The organism is bacterium (genome assembly GCA_035703895.1).
GTDB lineage: Bacteria > Sysuimicrobiota > Sysuimicrobiia > Sysuimicrobiales > Segetimicrobiaceae > Segetimicrobium.
In genome coordinates this window covers 1-21,158 of the sequence record DASSXJ010000275.1, presented here as the reverse complement: position 1 = coordinate 21,158, position 21,158 = coordinate 1, and the positions used below count along the sequence as shown (strand labels likewise).

Annotated in this window: 20 protein-coding genes; 12 read left to right on the top strand and 8 right to left on the bottom strand. The window is 67.7% G+C overall.

Annotated elements, in window-relative coordinates; genetic code table 11:
- Position 1: 1 nt before the first annotated feature.
- From VFP86_18280 to VFP86_18260, 5 genes are all read right to left on the bottom strand, one after another.
- Positions 2-1,015: a xanthine dehydrogenase family protein subunit M gene (locus VFP86_18280; protein HET9001594.1), complete on the bottom strand. Its 1,014-nt coding sequence runs from the start codon at positions 1,013-1,015 to the stop codon at positions 2-4.
- Positions 1,015-3,522 (bottom strand): molybdopterin cofactor-binding domain-containing protein, encoded by a 2,508-nt coding sequence (locus VFP86_18275; protein ID HET9001593.1) that lies wholly within the window; start codon positions 3,520-3,522, stop codon positions 1,015-1,017. The genes VFP86_18280 and VFP86_18275 overlap by 1 nt, the downstream gene beginning before the upstream one ends.
- The gene (locus VFP86_18270) at positions 3,519-4,052 is read right to left on the bottom strand and encodes a (2Fe-2S)-binding protein (GenBank protein ID HET9001592.1); all 534 of its coding nucleotides are present in this window, start codon (positions 4,050-4,052) and stop codon (positions 3,519-3,521) included. Before VFP86_18270 ends, VFP86_18275 begins: the two co-directional genes overlap by 4 nt.
- Positions 4,049-4,915, bottom strand: coding sequence for an IclR family transcriptional regulator (locus tag VFP86_18265; GenBank protein HET9001591.1), 867 nt, complete (start codon positions 4,913-4,915; stop codon positions 4,049-4,051). The genes VFP86_18270 and VFP86_18265 overlap by 4 nt, the downstream gene beginning before the upstream one ends.
- Positions 4,916-5,017: 102 nt before the next feature.
- Positions 5,018-5,419, bottom strand: coding sequence for a 5-carboxymethyl-2-hydroxymuconate delta-isomerase (locus VFP86_18260; GenBank protein HET9001590.1), 402 nt, complete (start codon positions 5,417-5,419; stop codon positions 5,018-5,020).
- A gap of 117 nt (positions 5,420-5,536) precedes the next feature.
- On the opposite strand from VFP86_18260, the gene VFP86_18255 reads away from it, so the two are divergent.
- From VFP86_18255 to VFP86_18240, 4 genes are all read left to right on the top strand, one after another.
- Positions 5,537-6,400, top strand: a complete 864-nt coding sequence (locus VFP86_18255; protein HET9001589.1) for a fumarylacetoacetate hydrolase family protein — start codon at positions 5,537-5,539, stop codon at positions 6,398-6,400.
- Positions 6,401-6,489: 89 nt separating this feature from the next.
- Positions 6,490-7,815 carry an ABC transporter substrate-binding protein gene (locus VFP86_18250; protein HET9001588.1) on the top strand — a complete coding sequence of 442 codons (1,326 nt, stop codon included), beginning with the start codon at positions 6,490-6,492 and terminating at the stop codon, positions 7,813-7,815.
- Entirely contained in the window at positions 7,815-8,783 is a 969-nt protein-coding gene (locus VFP86_18245; protein ID HET9001587.1) for a sugar ABC transporter permease, read from the top strand. Before VFP86_18250 ends, VFP86_18245 begins: the two co-directional genes overlap by 1 nt.
- 4 nt (positions 8,784-8,787) lie before the next feature.
- Entirely contained in the window at positions 8,788-9,603 is an 816-nt protein-coding gene (locus tag VFP86_18240) for a carbohydrate ABC transporter permease (GenBank protein ID HET9001586.1), read from the top strand.
- 15 nt (positions 9,604-9,618) lie between these two features.
- On the opposite strand, the gene hpaD is transcribed toward VFP86_18240, so the two are convergent.
- The 3 genes from hpaD to hpaB are packed head-to-tail and all read right to left on the bottom strand — an operon-like array spanning position 9,619 to position 12,677.
- Positions 9,619-10,632, bottom strand: coding sequence for a 3,4-dihydroxyphenylacetate 2,3-dioxygenase (hpaD, locus tag VFP86_18235; protein ID HET9001585.1), 1,014 nt, complete (start codon positions 10,630-10,632; stop codon positions 9,619-9,621).
- Positions 10,622-11,179, bottom strand: coding sequence for a flavin reductase family protein (locus VFP86_18230; protein ID HET9001584.1), 558 nt, complete (start codon positions 11,177-11,179; stop codon positions 10,622-10,624). The genes hpaD and VFP86_18230 overlap by 11 nt, the downstream gene beginning before the upstream one ends.
- 13 nt (positions 11,180-11,192) lie before the next feature.
- A complete protein-coding gene (hpaB, locus tag VFP86_18225; protein ID HET9001583.1) occupies positions 11,193-12,677 on the bottom strand; it encodes a 4-hydroxyphenylacetate 3-monooxygenase, oxygenase component in 1,485 nt (494 codons plus the stop codon).
- Between the two features lie 150 nt (positions 12,678-12,827).
- On the opposite strand from hpaB, the gene VFP86_18220 reads away from it, so the two are divergent.
- From VFP86_18220 to VFP86_18185, 8 genes are read left to right on the top strand one after another with little or no spacing between them, the layout of a single operon-like run.
- Complete coding sequence (locus VFP86_18220; protein ID HET9001582.1) at positions 12,828-13,988, top strand: ABC transporter substrate-binding protein; 1,161 nt, start codon at positions 12,828-12,830, stop codon at positions 13,986-13,988.
- Between the two features lie 51 nt (positions 13,989-14,039).
- On the top strand, positions 14,040-14,915 hold the full coding sequence (locus tag VFP86_18215; GenBank protein HET9001581.1) for a branched-chain amino acid ABC transporter permease: 876 nt from the start codon (positions 14,040-14,042) through the stop codon (positions 14,913-14,915).
- Positions 14,915-15,931, top strand: coding sequence for a branched-chain amino acid ABC transporter permease (locus VFP86_18210; protein HET9001580.1), 1,017 nt, complete (start codon positions 14,915-14,917; stop codon positions 15,929-15,931). The genes VFP86_18215 and VFP86_18210 overlap by 1 nt, the downstream gene beginning before the upstream one ends.
- Positions 15,928-16,740, top strand: coding sequence for an ABC transporter ATP-binding protein (locus tag VFP86_18205; GenBank protein HET9001579.1), 813 nt, complete (start codon positions 15,928-15,930; stop codon positions 16,738-16,740). Before VFP86_18210 ends, VFP86_18205 begins: the two co-directional genes overlap by 4 nt.
- Positions 16,737-17,492, top strand: coding sequence for an ABC transporter ATP-binding protein (locus tag VFP86_18200; GenBank protein ID HET9001578.1), 756 nt, complete (start codon positions 16,737-16,739; stop codon positions 17,490-17,492). The genes VFP86_18205 and VFP86_18200 overlap by 4 nt, the downstream gene beginning before the upstream one ends.
- Positions 17,489-18,832, top strand: coding sequence for a phenylacetate--CoA ligase family protein (locus VFP86_18195; GenBank protein HET9001577.1), 1,344 nt, complete (start codon positions 17,489-17,491; stop codon positions 18,830-18,832). The genes VFP86_18200 and VFP86_18195 overlap by 4 nt, the downstream gene beginning before the upstream one ends.
- Positions 18,833-18,868: 36 nt before the next feature.
- Complete coding sequence (locus tag VFP86_18190; GenBank protein ID HET9001576.1) at positions 18,869-20,095, top strand: ABC transporter substrate-binding protein; 1,227 nt, start codon at positions 18,869-18,871, stop codon at positions 20,093-20,095.
- Positions 20,096-20,137: 42 nt separating this feature from the next.
- Positions 20,138-21,001, top strand: a complete 864-nt coding sequence (locus tag VFP86_18185) for a branched-chain amino acid ABC transporter permease (protein ID HET9001575.1) — start codon at positions 20,138-20,140, stop codon at positions 20,999-21,001.
- Positions 21,002-21,158 lie beyond the last annotated feature (157 nt).

Here is a 21,158-nt window from a genome sequence, read left to right as displayed (position 1 = left end):
CCTAGCCGCCGGCCGGCGCGCCGTCGAACGGCAGCCCCGCGAGTTCTCGCAATGCGCGCTCCACATACACGCGGGCCATCTTCTTCCGGTAGCCGATGGTGAGGTCCGCATTGTCGAGGGGCTTCGCCGGCTGGAACGCCACCTGGGCGACGCGGGCGATCAGGTCCGGCGTGAGCCGCTGCCCTCTGAGCAGCGCGGCGGCCTCGCCGGCGACGACGGGATGGGACGCGACGGCCCCGAGCACGATCCGCGCGTCTTCCACCGTTCCATCCGGGGCGGACCGCAGCGCCGCGGCCACGCCGAGGATCGGAAAGTCAAACGAGCCCCGCCGCCGCAGCTTCCAGTACGTCGTCCGCCACCCGTCGGCCGGGGGGAGGATCATCTCCGTCAGGATCTCCTCTGGAGCCTTCGTCAGGTACTCCATCCCGTCGTCCCGGTACAATGCGATCGCCGGGACGAGGCGCTCCCCGCCGGGGCCGACCAGGCGAACCTGAGCGCCGAGCGCGATCGCCACAGGAGCGGTATCCGTTGAGGAGATCGCCCAACACCGATGGCTGCCCGGCGCCACCAGGCAGATATCGCCGTCCTTCTTCATACAAAATCCAATGGACTTCCGCCAGTGAAAGGTCTGATTGTAGTAGTTGCACCGCGTGTCGACGCAGAGGTTGCCGCCGAGGGTGCCCATGTTCCGGAGCGGCGGTGTGCTGACCGCTCCGGCCGCGAGGGCGAGGGCCCGGTACCCTCCTCTGATCTCTGGGTGTGCGGCGAGTTCGGAGAGCGTCACCCCCGCGCCAATGGTCATGCCTCTTTGCCGGTCGCCGGCAATCACTCGCAGGTCGGGAATTCCCCGGAGCCCGACCAGCACCTTCGGTTCGAATTGGCGCCGCTTCATGTTGGGGTAGAGGTCCGTTCCCCCGGCGACGAGCATCCCGCCGGCACCCGCATCCCCGATCCGCCGGACGGCATCCGCCACCGTCTCCGGGGCGAGGTAGGTAAACGACGGCAGCCGGAGCATCAGGGCTCCTCAGGCGGCCGCTCGCGATCCACAGGGAGCCGCGCGTCCGTGATGTCGGTGCCGGTGCGGAGGGGCCCGGCGAACCGTCCCGCCCCACCCGCGATTGGGACAGGCGGGCGCCACGGCGCCTCCCATCCCGAAGGTGGCTCCACCTTGATCGGGTCACGGAAGCGGAACGGCGGAACGCCTTTCGGGCCAACGCGACCCTCCCCCCCCTTCCGCCTTCGCTCGAGAGCCGCCAGCACCTTGTCGGGAGAGATGGGGATCTCGTCGATCCGCACGCCGACCGCATCGTAGACCGCGTTGGCCACTGCCGGGATCACGGGTAGGAGCGGACCCTGTCCCGCCTCCTTCGCGCCGAACGGCCCCTCGGGATCGTCCGTGTTGATGAGGATCGTCTCCACGGGCGGCATCTCGAGGAATGTCGGATTCTTGTATTCGAGCATCGAGGGGATCTTATGCAGTCCCTTTCGGAAGATCTGCTCCTCCATGAGCGCCTCGCCGAGGGCCATGTAGACGCTCCCCTCGATCTGGCCGACGACCAGCGTCTCGTTGATCGCCCGCCCGATGTCGTGGGCGATCCACACCCGCTCGACCGCGACGTCCCCGGTTCCCTCGTCCACCCGCACCTCGACCGCCGCGGCGGAGAACGAGTACGCCGGCGACGGACCGACACCGGATCCCTTGAACGGCCCGCCAAGCTTCGGCGGCCGGTAGGACCCGACGGTGGTCAAGGTGCCGAACATCGCCTCGGCCAGCGCCGCCGCCTCAGGGAACGCCACGCCCCGCGCGGGATCGCCCCCGTCCTGGATGCGGTGATCGCCGACCCGGAGGTCGTCGGGCTCGACCTCGAGGTGCTCAGAGACCGCCGCGACGAGGAGATCGCGCATCTTCTGGGACGCCTGCAGGGCGGCATTCCCCGCCATGAACGTCACCCGGCTGCTGTACGAGCCGAGATCGATCGGGGTGAGATCCGTATCCGCGGTGACCAGGCTGATCTCGTGTGGATCGAGTCCCAAGACCTCGGCGACCACGCCGGTTAACACCGAGTCGCTCCCCTGGCCGATGTCGATCGCGCCGCTGTACACCATCACGCCGCCCCCGCGGTCGACCCGGATCTGCACTTCGCTGTGGGGCATGTCGTTCCAGTAGATCGGGAGCCCCGCGCCGCTTAGGTACGTGCTGACCGCGAGCCCGACGCCGCGGCCGGGCGGCAGGCGCCGGTGCTTCTCGTGGAAGCCGCTCGCGGCCACGACGCGCTCGATGCACTCCCGAAGACCGTTGCTCGTGATCCGGAGGTGGTTCACGGTTTTCGTGTACGGCTGGGTGGCGTTGACGAGCCGGATCGTCACCGGGTCAAGCCCGAGGTCCTCCGCAAGCTTGTCCATCTGAATCTCGATCCCGAACCGGGGTTGGGGAGTCCCATGTCCGCGCTTCGGGCCGCAGGGCGGCTTGTTGGTCCACACCCGCGTCCCCTCGAACTTGTACGCCGGGATCGCGTACGTCACGGTCTGGAGGGCCCCGGTGTAATACGTGCTCGCGATGCCGTAGGAGCCGTACCCCCCGCCATCGAGGAATGTCTTGAAGTGGCACGCGGTGATCCGCCCATCCCGCTTGACCCCGGTGCGGATCCACATCAGCACGGGATGGCGCCCGCGGTGGGCGTAGAACACCTCCTCGCGGGTGAGCGTGATTTTGACGGGCCGGCCGGCGACCATCGCGAGTTTGGCCGCGCAGATCTCGTGGCTGAACGGATCGCTCTTCCCGCCAAAGCCTCCCCCCACCGGGGTCGCGATCACTCGGATCCGGCTCATCGGCAACCCGAGGACCTTGGCCAGCGCCCGATGCACGTAGTGGGGAGTCTGCGACGAGGTCCAGAGCGTGAGCCGCCCGTTGGCCTCGTACTGGGCCACCGCGCTGTGCTGTTCCATCGGCAGATGGGTGTTGCCCTGGAAGAAGAACGTGTCCTCGCGGATGTGGTCCGCTTCCGCGAAGCCGCGGGTCAGGTCCCCAAACTCCAGCGAGATGTTCTTGTGCACGTTCGGGACCGGGCCGTCGCCGTAGTCCTGGACCCGCACGTCGGCCTCGGTGAGCGCATCCTCGATGGACATGACCGCGCGGAGAGGCTCGTACTCGACCTCGATCGCCTCGCAGGCGCGCTCGGCGGTCTCCTCGTCGACCGCCGCAACGGCGGCGATCGGGTCCCCCACGTACCGCACCTTATCGACGCACAGGGCTTCCTCGTCTTGGCTGCTCGGCATGATCCCAAACTTCACCGGGAGGTCTCCCCCCGTGATGACGGCGTGCACGCCGGGGAGCGTGCGGGCGTGTGAAGCATCCACGCGCGTGATCCGCGCGTGTGGGAGGTGACCGCGAAGCAGCTTCCCGTGGAGCATCCTCGGGAGAAACAGGTCATCCGCGTACCGCGTCTCACCGGTCGTCTTGGCCGGGCCGTCGACCTTGGACCAGGGCCGGCCGATGATCCTGAGGTCCCCGGCACTACTCATCGACGCGCCTCTGCCGGCCCGCCGGCCCGGCCGGCGGCGCGCGCGCCCGCCGCTGCCGCGTCTCCACGCATTCGCGCAGCCGCGAGGTCCACGGCCTCGAGGATCTTGAGGTAGCCGGTGCACCGGCAGAGGTTCCCGGCGAGCCACTCGGCCACGTCCGTTCGCGTCGGCGCGGGATCTCTGTCGAGCAGCGCTTTGGCCGCGACCAGAATCCCGGGGGTGCAGTAACCGCACTGGGCCGCCCCCAACTCGGTGAATGCCTCCTGCAGCGGGTGGAGCCGCCCGCACTGCGCGAGCCCCTCCACGGTCGTGATCGCCCGTCCCTGGAGTTCCACGGGGAGGGTGAGACAGCTGAGCACCGGCGTCCCGTCCACCAGCACCGTGCAGGTCCCGCACTCGCCCAACTCGCACCCGTGCTTGGTCCCCGTGAGCCCGAGGTCCTCGCGGAGCACCTCGAGCAGCGTCTTGTGGACCGGCACGACCACATCGCGGTCCTCACCGTTGACGCGAAGGGCCAGGGTCGCCTTCATGCGGGCCGCCTCCTTCTCATCACTGAGACGAGATGGTTGCTGCGGCCGGTATCCCGGCCCCGGGACCCCGGCCTGAAATCGAGCGGTGGCCGCAGCATCGCGGAGAGCGCGCGGGCGGCACTCTGGAGCGGGCCCGCCAGCCGGCGCAGGTCCGCCGGAGAGACGCGCACCGCGACGCCGACGATCGAGAGCGCGGCCGCCGCTGCTCCCGTGGCCTCCCTGCCACAGAACACCGGCGCGGACACGGCGCGGACGCCGGGCAAATATTCCATCTCATCGTACGCCAACCCGGCGCGCCGGACGCGTGCCAGCTCCTCGAGATACTGGGCCGGGACGCCGATCGTGCGCGGCGTGTACACGGGCAACCGGGCGGGTAGACGCGGGTCTTCGACCGCAAACGCCAGCAGCACCTTGGCGACGGCTCCGGCGAAGAGGGGCAGGCGGTAGCCCGGCGGCGCCGTGACCTTGAGTTGATGTGACGACTCCCCGCTGGCGAGGATGACACTTCCGGCCCCGTCGCGCACGTGCAGCGTCACGGTCTCACCGGAGAGGCGTCGCAGCCGGTCCAGGTAGGGGCGCGCGAGCGCGGCGAGATCCGGCCGGTCCGCCGCCGACCCCGCGATGGCAACGAGCCCAGGGCCGAGCCGGTACCGCTTGGTGCGGGGATCGCGGCTGACGAAGCGGTGCCGGGCGAGCGTCGCCAAGATGTTGTGCGCGGTGCTCTTGTGGATCCGGAGGTGTCGGGCCAGCTCGGTCAGCGTGGCCTCGGCTTGGCCGTCGCCCAACGCCAGGAGCATTCTCGCCGCCCGTTCGACGGCGGGGACCGCAGCGGCGCCTCGGTGGAGCGTGGGGGGCACGGGCATTTTTTGACTGTTCTCCCAACCGAACTCTAGTTCTCTGGATAGAACATCCTCAACGATACGCTACGGGACGGGCTGGGTCAAGATCGGGCGCGGCGCCCGCCGTCACTCTCCTCGCGTCGTCTGCCGCTGCAGATGTTCGTGGATGGTGTTGAACCGCAGGGATGTGTCGGGATTGATCTCCTCGATTTCCAGCGAGAGCGCGATGGTGTGGGTCTCCTGGAGCGCCGCGAGCCCATCGCGCAGGGCCGCAAAGACCTGCTCGCCGGCACGTTTGCGCGTCGCCAAATCGCGGCCGCGCGCGATCCGCATCTGAACGTGGACGAAGGCGTGCCGGGGGTCGCCGTCGGCGATCCGGTAATGACGGGAGACGTGAACGCGGGTCCGGATGCCGCCGAGCGGGAAGACACCGGTGGCGATCGCGGTCTCGTGCAGCGCGCGAACGAGGTCATCGAGCGCGACCGCCCGAGCGACGTTCTCAGAGCATTCGACGATCAGGTGCGGCACGGCTCCCTCCTGATGCCGTCACCAGCCCGCTCCGGGGTGGAGTTGACTGGCGCACGGAGACTCGTCAACATAGGCGTCAAGAGAGGGTTCGATCTCGCCGCTGGTGATGCCTTTCCGATGAAGCTCCTCAGTTTCCGCGTCGACAACCGGGAGTCCTATGGGCTCCTCGCGGGGAACGGCGTGATCGATCTCGGCCGCCGGCTCGGATCCTCACTGCCTGATCTGCGCGCGCTGCTCGCCGCGGAGGCGCTGGACCGTGCCGTGGAGATCGCATCCCGCGCCTCGGCCGACTACGGCGCCGACCAGCTCCGCCTCCTCAAACCGATCCCCACCCCCGGCACCTTCATCTGCGTCGGGGTCAACTATCGCGACCGCAACGAAGAGTACAAAGACGGATCAGACCTCCCTCGGTACCCGAGCCTGTTTTTCCGCACCCCCGGCTCGCTGGTCGCGCACGGCGAGCCGCTCGTGCGCCCTCCCGAATCCGAGCAGCTCGACTACGAGGGCGAGATCGCCCTGATCATCGGCCGTGCCGGCCGGCGGATTCCCGAAGCGCGGGCGATGGAGTTCGTCGCCGGCTACTCGTGCGTAAACGAAGGAACGATTCGCGACTGGCTGCGTCACGGCAAGTTCAACGTCACGCCGGGGAAGAACTTCGAACGGTCGGGGGCATTCGGCCCGTGGTTGGTCACCTCCGACGAGGTCGGCGAGTCTGTCCTCAGCGTCACCACGCGGGTGAACGGGGAGCGTCGCCAGCACGACACGACGGATCGTCTGATGTTTTCGTTCCCCAGGCTCATCAATTATATTTCGACTTTTTGCGAGCTGCACGCGGGCGATGTCATCGCCACGGGCACGCCGACGGGCGCCGGCGCGCGGTTCGACCCGCCCAGATACCTCCGCCCCGGAGACGTAGTCGAGGTCGAGGTGCCCCGCGTCGGAGTACTGCGCAACGAAGTCATCGCGGAATCGCTCAGCTGACCTGGCAGGATATCTCGACCACACAATAAAATCTGCTCGCGACAGAGGGGGTCCACGGGCCCTCCACTTCGCCGTGACAGGGGGACGCGATGAACGTTCGCAAGCGCGCGCGGATGGGACGCCGGCAGTTCCTGCGCCAAGGCCTCGGGGCCGCCGGAGGGATGGCGCTCGGCGGGTGGCTCGCGCCACGGGGAAGCCGAGGGGCCGCGGTGGCGGCTGAGGGTGCGGTGCCGGTGACGTTCTGGCATGCGAACTCGGGCCCGCTCGGGACCATCCTTTCCAATCTGGCCAGGCAGTTCAATGCTTCGCATCCGAAGTACCAGATCCAGCCGGAATTCGTCGGGAACTACTCGGCCCTCAATCAGAAGGTCATGAGTTCTGTCGCGGCGGGCGCGCAGCCGGACGCGGCGCAGGTCGGGGCGTACGGAGCGGTGGCCGAGTACCTGAAGGCGGGCATCATCGTCCCCGTTCAGAGGTACATCGACGGCACCGATGGCCTGTCCAGGTCAAGTCTGGCCGACATTTTTCCGGGATTCCTCGAAGACAACACCTATCGGGTCGAGCACAAAGCAACGCTCGTCTCCTGGCCGTTCAACAAGTCCGTCATGGTCTTCTATTACAACGGCACGATGCTCAAGTCGCTGGGGCTCGACGTGCCCAAGACCTGGGACGACGTCGTCGCGGCGTCCGGGAAGGCCACCAAAGCCGGCAAAGTCGTGGCAGGCATGGGGTGGACGCCGGCGACCGACTGGTTCGCCGCCCTCCTGTACCAAAACGGCGGGCGGCTCTTGAGCCTGGACTACACGCAGGCCCTCTTTCACTCGGACGCAGGCGTCCGGGCGCTGACGTTCCTGCAGGACCTGTACGACAAGAAGATCATGTACCTCACCAAGCAGTTCGACTGGCAGAACGATCTGGTGGCTCAGAAAATCTGCTTTGCGGTGTCCACGATCGTCTCGCAGCAGTACATCCAACAGGACCTCAAGAACGCCTGGGACCTCGGGGTCGCCCCCCTGCCCACCGGGAAGAACAAGGCCACGATCCTGTTCGGGAGCAACGGGGTCATCTTCGCCAAAGCGCGGCCGGAGACGCAGGCCGGGGCGTGGACCTTCTTCAAATGGTGGGCTGAGCCCGAGCAGACCGCCCTGTGGTCGGTGCAGTCCCACTACCTCCCGCTGCGGAAGTCTGCCCTGGGGACCGCGCCGATGCGGGATCTGTTTGCCAAGGATCCCCGGCAACGCGTTGCGCTGGAGTCGCTGGACTACGCACACCCCATGCCCGACAACGTCGCGGGCTGGGTGCGCATCGACCCACTCCTTCAGGACGCCATCACGAAGGCGGTCACTGGGCTCCAGGCGCCCAAAGACGCGCTCAAGGAAGCCGCCACGAGAGCGAACGCGATCCTCCGCGGCTGATGGTGCGGCCCGGCGCGCGCTGGGGTCGGGGGAACCTGGCCGGCTACCTCTACCTCGCCCCTGCAGGGGCGCTGCTGCTGGCGTTTCACGTCTACCCGCTCTTCTACGGCGCGTACGTGTCCCTGTTCCGATGGGGCTTGACCAAGGAGGCGTTTGTCGGACCGTCCAACTACTGGGGCGTCCTGCGCGACACCGATTTCTGGCGCTCGCTCCTCGTGACCGTCTATTACGTCGTCGGGGTCGTGCCGGTCGAGATCGTCCTGGGCTTTTTGATCGCTTCTCTCCTTGCTCGGAAGATCCACGGCCGCGCCGCCTACCGTCTGGTCTACTTCCTGCCCTACATCACCTCGATGGTCGCGATGGGCCTCGTCTGGTCGTGGATCTTCAATGCCAACTTCGGGCTGTTCAACTCCCTGCTGCGCCTTCTGCACCTCCCGCCCCAGCGGTGGCTGCTCGAGCCGCGCTCCATTCTCGCGCTCCTCCTCCCCGCCGGGGCGTTCTCTGCGACCGCGGGCCCGTCGCTGGCGCTGATCTGCGTCGCCATCGTCACCATCTGGTACTATACGGGTTTCCACGTCGTGGTCTACTTGGCGGGGCTGACGGCGATCCCCGCCGAGGTCCACGAGGCCGCGCGCCTGGACGGGGCTGAGGGGTGGCGCCAGATGCGCTGGATCACGCTCCCGCTCATCTCCCCGACGACGTTCTTCCTGGCGGTGATCGCGACGATCGGGGCGTTTCAATCGTTTGCCATCGTGTACACGCTGACGGGGGGTGGCGTCAGCGGTGCGGAGGCGGGCGGCCCCCTGGGGACGACCCGGGTGGCGACCCTCTTCATCTTCACGACGTTCTACAACGAGTTCCGCGTCGGCTACGCGACGGCGGCGGCATTCGTCGTGTTCGTCATCCTGCTCGCGCTGACGGGCCTGCAGATGCGGATCGGCGAGCGCCGGGTCCACTATCTAGGATAGCCACGTGCGGATCTCACGGACGGCAGTGCACATCCTGCTCCTCTGCGGAGCCGTGGCCACCACTCTTCCCTTCTTCTGGATGCTCTCCTCGTCGCTCAAGTCGAACGTCGAAGCGATCCGCTTTCCACCCACCCTGGTGCCGCAGGAGTGGCTCTGGCAGAACTATGTTCGTGCGCTGGCTGCGGCGCCCTTCCCGCGGTACTTCCTCAACTCCCTGATTCAGTCGACGGGCGTGGCCGCCTGCGTCACGCTGACCTCGGCGCTGGCCGCATACGCCTTCGCGTTCCTCGAGTTTCCGGGGCGCCGGCTCATCTTTGGTGCGTTCGTCGCCACCCTCCTGGTCCCGCCGGAGATCACCCTGATCCCGAACTTCGTGGTGATCACCGCGCTGCATTGGTACAACACCTTTCTGGCGCTCATCATCCCCCTAGGGGCCAGTGTCTTGTCGATCTTTCTGCTCCGGCAGGCGTTCCTGGCGATCCCGCGAGACCTCCATGACGCGGCGCGGGCGGATGGCTGTTCGTCGGGGTACTTTCTATGGCGTATCGTCGTCCCGCTCTCCGGCCCGAGCCTCGCCGTCGTGGGGCTGCTGGCCTTCCTCCGGGCCTGGAATGACCTGCTGTGGCCATTGGTGGCGACCTCGACGGAAAACATGCGCACCGTGCAGGTGGGGTTGTTGGCGTTCTCTCAGAACGTGAGCACGGAGTACAACCTCTTGATGGCGGCGACCGTGATGACCGTCCTGCCCACGGTGGCCGCGTTTCTGCTGGCGCAGCGCCAGATCATCGAGGGGATCGGCACCACCGGCCTGCGGGGATAGTCACTGCAACGCGATCTACGTCACGAAGCTCGGCCTGTCTCGCAACCGGGGCGGGCGGGTTTCCACAAACGAGCCGTCCACGATGGATTCCACTTGTGATGCGTCCTCGAACCAGGAGGACGGGGCGGGATGTCCCCAAAAAGTGGCTGCCTGCGGATCATTGAGCCGCCAGCGGATCGGCCGCCAGTCTGGATCGGCGATGAGATAATCGCCGGTGTACAACTCGATCCGGTTATTGTCCGGGTCGCGGAGGTAGAGAAAAAAGGCGTTGGACAGCCCGTGGCGACCTGGGCCCCGCTCGATCCGATCGGTCATCCGGGCGGCGGCGAGGATGTCGCAGGCGCGCAGCACGCTCGACTGATCCTGTACCCAGAATGCCGCGTGGTGTACGCGCGGGCCGACCCCGGTCATCAGCGCGATGTCGTGCACGTTCTGTTTGCGGTGCAGCCAGATCCCCCACAACTGCGGGGGGTCATCGGCGCTCTCGAAGTACTCCGAGCACCCGAGGCCCAGCGCCTTCTGATACCAGCGCGCCGCCGTCACGACATCGGGGACCTGGCAGTTGAAATGGTCCACCCGCATGATACACGCGCCGCGATACAGGTCGTACCGCTGCAGCAGCCGCTCCACCTGATCGATCTGGTGATAGAATTCGACCGGCAGGCCCGCCGGGTCTTGTACGCGCAGCGCCCGGCCCTGGCCGGCTTCCTCATGGACCCAACGCGCGGGAAGATCATGGCGCCGGTGGAGATGCTCAAGCCGCTCCAGGTCCTCCTCGGACGCCACGCGGAAGGCGATGTGGCCGACGCCCGGAGAGGCGGCGCGCCGCAGCACGAGGCTGTGGTGATCGCGCTCTTCGTAGCCGCGCAGGTACAGACGCTCCCCCTGCTGCTCGCTCTCGACAAAACCCAGCAGATCGACGTAAAATGCGCGGGCCCGCCCCAGGTCGGTCACGCGAAACTCGGCGTGGCCGGCGCGCAGGATGTTGAACTCGGGGTGCCCCGGGGCCAGGTCGATCTCAGGGTTCATAGAAGATCTGCACCTCCTCGGGGTTCCAGACCTCGATGGGATCGCGCGGCACCCCCGCCGGTTCCCGAAGCCGGTGGTAGTGGCCGCCGAAGAACAGCAGCGGGTTGAGCGGTCCCTCCGTCCGGTGCAGCGCGAGCACGCGGGCGAGAAACAGGTGATGATCGCCGCCGTCCAGCACTGTGTCGATCCGGCAGCCCGCCGCGGCGAGGCAGCCCACCAGGCGCGGGCCGCCCACCCAGGGGTGCAGGCGGTATTCGGGCGGCGACGCATGCCGCCAGGCCCCCGCAAAGAACTGCGAAAGCGCCTGCTGGTCCTCGGACAGGATGTTGAGCGCGAACCCGCCGGCCCCCGTCAAGAATGCATGCATCCGTGCGGTGCGGCTCACCGCGACGCACAGCAGCAACGGATCGAGCGAGAGGGACATCACGGCGTTGGCCGTCATCCCGTGGATCTCGCCGGCGACCTGGGCCGTGATGACCGTGACCCCCGTCGCGAACAGGCCCATCATCCGCCGGAACTCGGTCGGGTCGGGCGGTGCCTCGTCCACGGGATCCTCCGCCTCAGTCGTTCGGCGCGGGCAGGAGCTCCGGCGCGGCCCGCTCCGCACGATCGAGAAACTCCTTCACGCGCTCCATGTACGGCGTGCGATCGTAGGCGTTGAACATGGCGCCGGCCATGCGCACCGGGTCGCCGAAGAAGAACCGTTCGTACAAGGCCTGCCGCGACCCGAACGCACTGACCGCGATATCCCAGGCGAGCCGGAACAGCTTGATCCGGTCCGCGGCGTCCGCGCGCGCCGCCTGGTAGTACCTGCGGATCGTCTCCTTCTCGGGCCCCCGCAGGTCCTTCTCCGTTGGGATGGCCATGAGCCCCGAGGCGCCGAGCTGTTGGAGGATTTCCACCAGATGCGGGTACATCCGCGTGTAGGCGTTCCGCGCCGCGTCCAGCGGCGGCCAGGCCGGCTGCATGATCCCCCAGCGGTTCACCTGCGCTTCGACCTCGCTCGTGCGGAGGAACGCCCGCATCGTTTCCAGGGTGATGATGATCTCAGCCATCTTCTCATGGACGTGTTGAAACTGCTCGATGGCGATGGTGTCGACGATGAGCGAGGCCACGCCGAGGATAAACTCGGTCTTGGCGACGTTCTTGGTCACGACTTGATGCGCCATCTGCGCCACCGCGCCGGTCGCCGCGAACGCCTTGTTGCACTTCTCCACATCCCGCAACAGGAACACCCGCTCCCACGGCACCCTGACGTTATCGAAGATGACGACCGCATCCATCTCTTCGAAGCGAGACCCCAGTGGGTGGTCCAGGGGCGATTTCCCGTAGTCGAACGATTCCCGGCAGAGGAAGCGCAGGCCCGGCGTGTCGGTGGGGAGCGCCAGCGCGTAGGCGTAGGGGGCGTCGTCCGGGCCCGCCTTTAAGAGCGTCGACGGGAACACCATGATCTCGTCGGCCGTGGGCAGCGTGGCCAGCATGCGGGCGCCACGCAGGACGAGACCCCGGTGGTCCTCCTCCACGATCCGCGCCGCGAGATACGGATCGGCCTGCTGGGACGGACCGACCGACCGGTTGGCCTGGGGATTGATCAGCGTGTGGGTGAGGCACAAATCGCGCTCGCGTACGAGCTCGTAGTACCGGCGGATGTTCTCGCCGAACCGCGGGTCGTTCTCGGCACAGTAGGCGGCGGCCGCCGCGAATCCGGCGAGCGACCGGTTCAGGTAATCCGGGGTGCGTCCCATGAACCCGCCGGAGTAATCCGCCCACCGCTTCATCATCTTCCGTACGCGCACCAGGTCGTCGTGGCTGTGGGGCATCAAGAAGGACAGCCCGACCCGGTCGGCCGTCGTCGGCGAGACGTAGGTCATCTCGTTTCGCACAGCCGGGTCATGTTGCATGTCGTACAGAGCGGCCACGCTCCGCACTACGTTTCGGAACGCGGGATGCTCGACCGGGTCGGCCACCCGCTCGCCTTCGAGCCAGAGGTCCCGGGGGTGATCCCGCAGTCCTTGCAGAAACTGGGCTCCCGCTCTCGCCGGCATCGTCTCACGCCTCCCGGTGGCGTCCTCGGAGCCACGTGGATGGTCCGGTCCTCGTATATGATACCATTAGACCGAACGCGGGCAGGCCTCCCATGCGGGGGGCAGGCCGGTCAGTCGCACGGGGCACGGCCCAGGGGGGTGGTGGTTACGGTGCTGTCATTATCGCGCAGGCTCACCGTCATCGCGTTGGTGGTCGCGCTCGCCGCGGGAGCGTTCTTCACTGCACCGCCGGTGCTCGGCCAGGGCGCGCCGATCAAGATCGGTACCGTGTTCGCCGTGACCGGGCCGGGCAGTTCGCTCGGCAAGCCGGAGAAAGACACGGCCACGATGCTGCAGGCCCAGCTCGCTGCCACCCCCATCGGCGGGCGGCCGGTCCAGCTCATCACCTACGACAGCGAGACCGACCCCACAAAGGCGGTCCTGCTCATCAAGAAGGCCGTGACCGAGGACAACGTCGTCGCGGTCGTCGGCGGAACGACCAGCCCCGAGTCGCAGGCGATGGCCGACTACGCCATGGCCGCGGAGACCCCGTTCATGTCGGTGGCGGCCAGCACGACGATCAGCGTCCCCAGTCGGGCCTGGGTGTTCCAGATGCCGCAGCGCAACGATGTCGCCGCCGCAACCGCGATGCAGTATCTCCTGGCCCTGCATATCAAGACGTTCGCGTTCCTCTACCGGAACGACGACTTCGGGCAGGACGGCCTCGTCGCCCTGCGCACCTACGGTCTCCACCAAGGGATCACGCTGGTCGACACCGAGCCGTTCGCGGCCACCGACACCGACCTGAGCGTTCAGGTGGCGCGCGCGCGGGTCAAGAACCCCGACGCGATGGTCGTCTGGAGCACGCCGCCGACCGCATCCATCGCCGCGAAGAACATTCGCCAGCTCGGCATGAAGACACCGATCCTGGAAAGCCACGGGATCGCCAATAAAGCGTTCATCCAGCTGGCCGGGCCGGCCGCGGACGGCGTGGTGTTCCCCTCGGGCAAGCTGCTCATCGTCGATAAGCTGCCCGCGGGCGACCCTCAGAAGGCCTTACTCGAAAAGTACGCCAAGGACTTCGAGGCGGCCAACAAGTACGCGGCCAACACATTCGGCGGCCACGCCCTCGACGGGCTCACGATGCTCCTCGACGCGATCCGGCATGTGGGCCCCGATAAGGCCAAGATCCGCGACTATCTGGAGCATCTCAAGGGGTTCGTCGGGACCGGCGGGGTCTTCAACCTGTCCCCTCAGAATCACAACGGGCTGACCACCAAGGATATGGTGCTCGTGGTCATCAAGAACGGCAACTGGGACATCTGGAAGTAGCGGGGCTCGAGGTGGGCCGGCGGCGGTGACCGGCCCGCCCTCCGGGTCGTCATGCTCGCGCTGCTGCCCCAGCTGCTCCTCACCGGCATCACCGTCGGCAGCATTTACGCCTTGGTGGCCCTCGGCTTCGTCCTCATCTACACCGTCACCGGGATCCTGAATTTCGCGCAGGGCGAGTTCTCGATGCTGAGCGCGCTCGTGTGCGCGAGCCTGCTGACCTGGCACCTGCCGCTCGGGGTGGCGGCGCTCTGCGCGGTGGCGATCGTGTGCGTGCTCGGGGCGGCGACGGAGCGGCTGGCGATCCAGCCGGCGTTCGGCGGCCACCCGCTCACCCTCATCATCATCACGTTCGGGGTCTCGATGGCGTTTCGCGGGATTGCGCTGATGCTGTGGGGCGCGGATCCGTACGCGATCCCCGAGTTCACCCCGGGGCCGGCACTGATCGTCCTCGGCGGCGTCCTCGTCCGCCAGGCGATGTGGGCGATCGGGTTGTCCGTCGCCGTCGTGCTGGGGCTGTTTACCTTCTTCGTCCGCACCGTACCGGGTGCGGCGGTCCGCGCGTGCGCGGACAATGCGTTCGCCTCGAGACTCGTCGGCATCAGCCCTCGGCGAATGTCTCTGCTCGCGTTCACGTTGAGCGCCGGGCTCGGAGCGGTGGCCGGGATCGTGATCACCCCGATCACCGGCGCGACCTACGACATGGGCTTGTCGCTCGGTTTGAAAGGGTTCGTGGCCGCGGTCATCGGCGGGCTCACGAGCGCGCCGGCCGCGGTCATCGGCGGGTACCTGGTAGGGATCATCGAGGCCCTGACGACCGGCTACCTCTCCCCCGGGTACGGGACGGCGATCACCTTCCTCGTGCTGCTCATCGTCCTGTTCTTGCAGCGTGAAGGGCTGCTCCACGGCGCCCAGCGGAGACAGGCGTGATGCGGGAGCGGATCGCGCTCGGCGTGCTCGCGCTCGTGATCGGCGCCCTGCCGTTCGCCGTCTCGACCGCGTATGCGTTCAATGTCCTGAACATCATCGGGCTCTACGCGATCGTGACCCTGGGCCTGATCCTCCTGGGGTGCTCGGGCCAGGTCTCGCTCGGGCAGGCGGCGTTCTATGGGCTCGGGGCCTACGCGTCCGCGCTGCTGAGCCGCGATCTGGGGTGGACCCCGTGGATCACGATCCCGCTGGCCATCGCCGCGGTCGCGGGCGTGGCGTATCTCGTGGGACTCCCGACCCTGCGCCTGGCCGACCACTTCTTCGTCCTGGCCACGGTGGGGTTCGGGATCATCGTGAACGTCCTCATGGTGCAGCTCCTGCCGGTGACCGGAGGCGGAAACGGGCTGCGGGACATCCCCGCGCTCCAGGTCGCCGGCGTGCGGCTCGCCACCGACCGGCAGTTCTATTATCCGATCTGGGCGCTCACGTTCGTCACCCTCATCCTCGCTCGGAACATCACCTCGCATCGCACCGGGCGCGCGCTGCGGGCGATCCTGGGGAGCGAGGTGGGGGCCGCTGCGCTCGGCATCGATGTCCCGCGATACAAGATGCAGGTCTTCGTGTTGAGCGCGGCGTACGCGGGTCTGGCCGGCGCCCTGTACGCGCACTACATCCGGTTCATCAGCCCATCGCCGTTCTCGCTGCTCGCCTCGCTGTTCTTCCTCATCATGGCGGCGGTGGGCGGGCTCACCAATATCTGGGGCGGGCTGTTCGGGGCGGCGCTTGTGACGATCATGGACCAGGGGATCCGGACCGAGGTGCCCCGCATCTTCCCCCGCGTGGGCGGCGAGTACCAGACCGCGATCTACGGCGTCCTGCTGGTCTTGATCATGATCTTTTTCCCGCGCGGGATCGTCCGGGGCGCGCTCGACCTCCGCCACGCTCTCTCCGGGCGTTCCCTCGGGACGCCGGCGCGGGCGACCGACGCGGAACCGGCCGAGGAGGGGCGCGCGTGACCGCCGTGCTGCGGGTCGAGCACCTGACGAAGCGGTTCGGCGGGCTCGTCGCCGTGCGCGACGTCGACATGGCCGTCGCCCCCCAGGAAATCCTCGCCATCATCGGCCCGAACGGCGCGGGAAAGACCTCCCTGTTCAACCTGATCACGGGGTTCCTACCCCCCACCTCGGGCGACATCTACTTCCGAGACCAGCGGATCACCGGCCTCGCGGCGTCGCGCATCGCCTCGCTCGGGATCATCCGCACCTTTCAGAACCTCCTCATCTTCAACGAGACCACCGTCGCGGAGAACGTGATGGTCGGCTGCCATCGCTGGACCCATACCGGGCTGCTCCACGCTGCGCTCGCGCTTCCGGCGGCCGTGCGTGAGGACAGGCAGGTCTCCGACACGGCGCGGGAAGCCCTGGCCGTCGTCGGCCTGGAGAGACGGGAGCACGACCTTGCCCGCGACCTGCCGTTTGGCCAGCAGCGCCTGCTGGAGATCGCGCGCGCGCTGGTCGCTCGTCCGGCCGTCCTCCTCCTCGACGAGCCGACCGCGGGGTTGAGTGCGCAGGAGGCGCGCGACCTCGTCACCTTGATCCGGCGCCTCCGAGCGGACGGGAGCACGTTCGTCGTCATCGAGCACAACATGGACGTCGTGATGGAAGCGGCGGACCGCGTGGTCGTCCTGGACTACGGCGAAAAGATCGCCGTAGGTCCGCCTCAGGCGATCCAGCAAGACCCGCGGGTCATCGCCGCCTACCTGGGAGAGGACGTGGCCGCCGTGAGCCGCAGCGGGGGCGACGCCTCGCCCGGCGGGGCGCCGTGAGCGGTGCCCTGCTCGAGGTCTCCGGGCTCATCGCGCGGCGCGGCAGCGTCCAGGTCCTCCACGGGATCGACCTGGACGTCCGGCCTCAGGAGATCCTGGCGATCATCGGCCCCAACGGAGCCGGCAAGTCCACCTTGCTGGGGACGATCGCCGGCGTCTACCCGCCGCGGGCCGGGGCGATCATCTTCGACGGCCGGCCGATCACCGGCACCGCCGCGGAAGCCATCGTGCGGCTGGGGATCAGCCTCGTCCCGGAGCGGCGGCAGGTCTTCAACACGCTCACCGTCCGGCACAATCTCGTGCTCGGCGGATACCATCGTTACTGGCGCGACCGGGCCGCGGTCCGTGACGACGTCTCGCGCCCCTACATGATCTTTCCCAAGCTCGGGGCCCTCGACCGGCGGTTGGGCGGGACCCTAAGCGGTGGCGAGCAGCAGATGCTCGCGATCGGACGCGGCCTGATGTCTCGGCCCCGGGTCCTCCTGCTGGATGAGCCCTCGCTCGGACTCGCCCCACTCGTCGTCCGGGAGATCGTCAAGGCTCTCGCGCGCCTCCGGCGCGACGAGGGGCTCACTGTGGTCCTGGTCGAGCAGAACGTCAAAGCGGCCATGACGATCGCGGACCGGGTGTGCGTGATGGAGCGGGGCCGGATCGTGCTTCGGGGGACGCCGAGCGAGTTGCTTGCCCATCCCGGGATCAAGTCCGCGTATCTGGGCAAAGGGTACGAGATCGCCGGGGAGCTCGCCCCATGACACACGCCGCACCCGGCGCCGATGGCCTCGACGATCGCCCCCGTTTTGTGGACCGGACCCTGGAGTCGATGGCGCGGGAGGACCTGAGCGCCTATCAGTGGCAGCGGCTCGTCCCGATGCTGTTGCGGATCCAGAAGAGCAATCTCTTCTACCGCAGCAAGTGGGAGGGCGCCGGGACGGAGGTTCCGCAGGCCGCCGGGGACTGGGAGGCGTTCCGGCGCCTGCCGTTCACGACCAAGACCGAATTGGTCGCGGATCAGGTAGCCACGCCGCCGTTTGGCTCAGATCTCACCTACCCGCTCGACCGCTACGTGCGCCTCCATCAGACGTCGGGCACGACCGGCCGGCCGCTGAGGTGGCTGGATACGGCCGAGTCGTGGGAATGGTGGCAGCGCTGCTGGACGTTCGTCTACCGCGCGGCGGGCATGGGCGCCGGGGACAGGATCTATTTTGCGTTCTCGTTCGGGCCGTTCATCGGGTTCTGGGCGGGATTCGACGCCGCGCGGCGGCTCGGCGCGCTGGCGATTCCCGGCGGCGGCCTCGACACGCAGGTGCGGATCCGCGCGCTTATCGAAGCGCAGGCCACCGTGCTCGTGTGCACGCCGTCGTACGCGCTCCGGCTCGCCGAGGTGGCCCGAGCGGCGGGAATCGAGACCGCGTCCCTCGGCGTCCGGGTCACGATCCACGCCGGAGAACCGGGCGCCAGCATCGCCTCCACCAAGCGGCGGATAGAAGCGGCGTGGGGAGCGCGGTGCATCGACCACACGGGACTGACCGAGGTGGGCGCCACGGGATTTACCTGCGCGGCCGGCGCGCTCCACCTGAATGAGAGCGAGTTCGTCGCCGAGGTGCTCAACCCGGCCACCCACGCCGTGGTCCCGTCGGGCGACGGCGAGCTCGTCCTGACCAACCTCGGGCGTGACGGCTCTCCGGTGATTCGCTACCGCACGGGCGACCGGGTGCGTCTGCTGGACACCCGGTGCGTGTGCGGCCGAACATTCGCCAGGCTCGACGGCGGCGTGCTCGGCCGCGTGGATGACATGCTGGTCGTCCGCGGGATGAACGTGTTCCCCAGCGCGATCGAGGACGCCGTCCGGCGATTCGAGTGCGTCGACGAGTTCCGCGTGGAAGTCCGGCGCCGCGCGGAGATGCTTGAGCTGCGGGTCGTCGTTGAGATCGATGACGCGCGATGGAGCGCCGCCGCGATCGCCTCGACACTCGAGGAGTTGCGCGAGGCCCTGCGGACGGCCTGCGGCATCCGCGTCGAGATCGCCGCGGTCGGCGCCGGATCGCTGCCGCGGTTCCAGCTGAAGGCGAACCGGGTGATCCACGTCGAGTAAGCAGGGCGTGCTTGCGACCAACCAGGGGGTGGGAGCATGAAGGCGAGGGCGAAGCTTACGCGGCGGCACTTGCTCGGACGGGCGGCGATCGGCGGCGCGACTCTGGCGACCGGCGGACCGTCGGCGCTGCTCAGCAAGGAACATGGGTTTGGCGTGCCGGCGGTACTGGCGGCTGGATCGGTGAAGGTCGGGCTCCTCGTCTCGTACTCGAAGGTCTACGGGCAGCTTGGGGAGGACATCACCGACGCGATGACCTTGTACTTCGACAGCGTCAACTGGAGCGGGGGCGGGCGGAAGATCACCTGGGTCCGAGAGGATGAGGAAATCGATCCCCAAGTCGGATTGCGGAAGGTACGCAAACTGATCGAGGCCGACCAGGTGGACCTCATCACGGGCATCGTGAGCACCGCCACCGCCTACGCGATCCGGGACACGATCCACAATTCCAAGACGATCCTCGTCGTCAGCAACGCGGGTGGCAACCTGCTCACCCGGGCGCGGAAAAGCCCCTATATCTTCCGGGTCTCGTTTACATCGTGGCAGGTCAGCAACCCGTTCGGGAAGTGGTTCTACACTAACATCGCGCGCGAGGCCGCCCTGACCGCCGCCAACTACGGGTTCGGCACGGAGTCTATCGCTGCGTTCAAGGAATCGTTCGTCGCGGCCGGGGGAAAGGTCTTGGGGGAGGTATACCCGCCACTCAACAACACCGACTACGCGCCGTATATCACCCAGGTCCAGAAGATGAACCCCGAGGGCACCTACAACTTCTACAGCGGCAGCGACGCGGTACGTTTCATCGCGCAGTCTTCCCAGTACGGGCTCACCAAGAGCACTCGCATGAGCGGCGCTGGCTTCATGGTGGAGCAAGACGTGCTGCCGGCCGAGGGCGCGACCGCACTCGGCATCTACAGCCCGCTGCACTGGGCGCTCAAGCTTCAGAACCCTGAGAACCTTGCGTTCACCCGAGCCTACCGAGCGCGGTTCCGACGAGACGCCAGCGTCTTTGCTCTACAAGGGTACGATGCGGCCCGGGTCATTGTAGAGGCGCTCAACAAAACCGGCGGCGACACGAGCAACAAGGACCGGCTGATCGAGGCGCTCGTGAACGTCAAGTTCGCGAGCCCACGTGGCCAATATGAGTTCGACCCGAACACGCACAACGTCATCCAGAACATCTACGTTCGGCAGGTGCGCCAGGTCAGCAATGACATCGTGAATGTGGTATTCGATAGCCTGGGACGCATCAAGGATCCCGGCTAAGGTGGAAAACGGATTGGCCAGCGCCGCGGGCCCAGGTAAGAAGTGACGTTCTACCTTCTCCAAGCGCTGAACGGGCTCGCCTACGGGATGCTGCTGTTTCTGCTAGCGGCGGGGCTCTCCCTGATCTTTGGCCTGATGGAGGTCGTGAACCTCGCGCACGGCGCGTTCTACATGCTCGGCGCCTACCTCGCCCTCTCGACGGTCCGGTGGACCGGCTCGTTTTGGATCGCCGCACTGGTCGCACCGCTGGGGCTGGGTATGTTCGGGTTCCTGCTGGAGTGGGAGCTTCTCCGCCCCCTGTACCGGCGGACGCACCTCGACCAGATCTTGCTCACGTTTGGGGTCGCGTTCGTGCTGTCGGACGTGGCGCGGTGGTGGTGGGGAGCCGATGTCCAATCGCTTGCCCCGCCCGCGGGCCTGGACCGCTCCATCCCGCTCCTCGGCACGCTGTTCCCCTCCTACCGGCTGTTCGTGATCGTCCTCGGCGCGGCGCTCGCCGGGGCGCTCTGGCTTGGTCTGACCCGGACCCGCCTCGGCGCGATGGTCCGCGCCGGCGTGGCGAACCGGGAGATGACCCAGGCGCTCGGGATCGACATCGGCCTCGTCTTCGGCGGCGTGTTCGCGTTCGGCGCGGCGCTGGCGGGGCTCGCCGGAGTGATCGCCGCGCCGATCCAAGGGGTGTTCCCGGGCGTGGATTTCGAAACGCTCATCGTCACGCTGATCGTCGTGGTCGTCGGCGGCCTCGGCACGCTCAGCGGATCGTTCTGGGGGAGCTTGTTGATCGGCGAAGTGGACACGTTTGGGAAGACGCTGGTGCCCCAGATCGCGCTCGTCTTCATCTACCTCGTGATGGCGGCGATCCTGCTCGTGCGTCCCACCGGGCTGTTTGGGGGGCGCGCCCGATGACCGGCGCGGCGCGGCCGGAGGGCCGCGCGCTCCGGGCCGCCTGGGTCATCGCCGGGCTGGCGCTGGCCCTCCTCCCGGTCGCGCACGTCCGGTATCTCACCTCGACGCTCACGGAGGTGCTGATCTTTGCGCTCTTCGCGATGAGCCTGGGCCTCCT

Bases quoted from the DNA above. Each gene is read 5' to 3' on its own strand.
- VFP86_18190 (HET9001576.1), top strand. From the start codon at position 18,869: ATGAAGGCGAGGGCGAAGCTTACGCGGCGGCACTTGCTCGGACGGGCG.
- VFP86_18280 (HET9001594.1), bottom strand. From the start codon at position 1,015: ATGCTCCGGCTGCCGTCGTTTACCTACCTCGCCCCGGAGACGGTGGCG.
- VFP86_18265 (HET9001591.1), bottom strand. From the start codon at position 4,915: ATGCCCGTGCCCCCCACGCTCCACCGAGGCGCCGCTGCGGTCCCCGCC.
- VFP86_18210 (HET9001580.1), top strand. From the start codon at position 14,915: ATGCGGGAGCGGATCGCGCTCGGCGTGCTCGCGCTCGTGATCGGCGCC.
- VFP86_18275 (HET9001593.1), bottom strand. From the start codon at position 3,522: ATGAGTAGTGCCGGGGACCTCAGGATCATCGGCCGGCCCTGGTCCAAG.
- VFP86_18215 (HET9001581.1), top strand. From the start codon at position 14,040: ATGCTCGCGCTGCTGCCCCAGCTGCTCCTCACCGGCATCACCGTCGGC.
- VFP86_18195 (HET9001577.1), top strand. From the start codon at position 17,489: ATGACACACGCCGCACCCGGCGCCGATGGCCTCGACGATCGCCCCCGT.
- VFP86_18250 (HET9001588.1), top strand. From the start codon at position 6,490: ATGAACGTTCGCAAGCGCGCGCGGATGGGACGCCGGCAGTTCCTGCGC.
- VFP86_18245 (HET9001587.1), top strand. From the start codon at position 7,815: ATGGTGCGGCCCGGCGCGCGCTGGGGTCGGGGGAACCTGGCCGGCTAC.
- VFP86_18255 (HET9001589.1), top strand. From the start codon at position 5,537: ATGAAGCTCCTCAGTTTCCGCGTCGACAACCGGGAGTCCTATGGGCTC.
- hpaD (HET9001585.1), bottom strand. From the start codon at position 10,632: ATGAACCCTGAGATCGACCTGGCCCCGGGGCACCCCGAGTTCAACATC.
- hpaB (HET9001583.1), bottom strand. From the start codon at position 12,677: ATGCCGGCGAGAGCGGGAGCCCAGTTTCTGCAAGGACTGCGGGATCAC.
- VFP86_18270 (HET9001592.1), bottom strand. From the start codon at position 4,052: ATGAAGGCGACCCTGGCCCTTCGCGTCAACGGTGAGGACCGCGATGTG.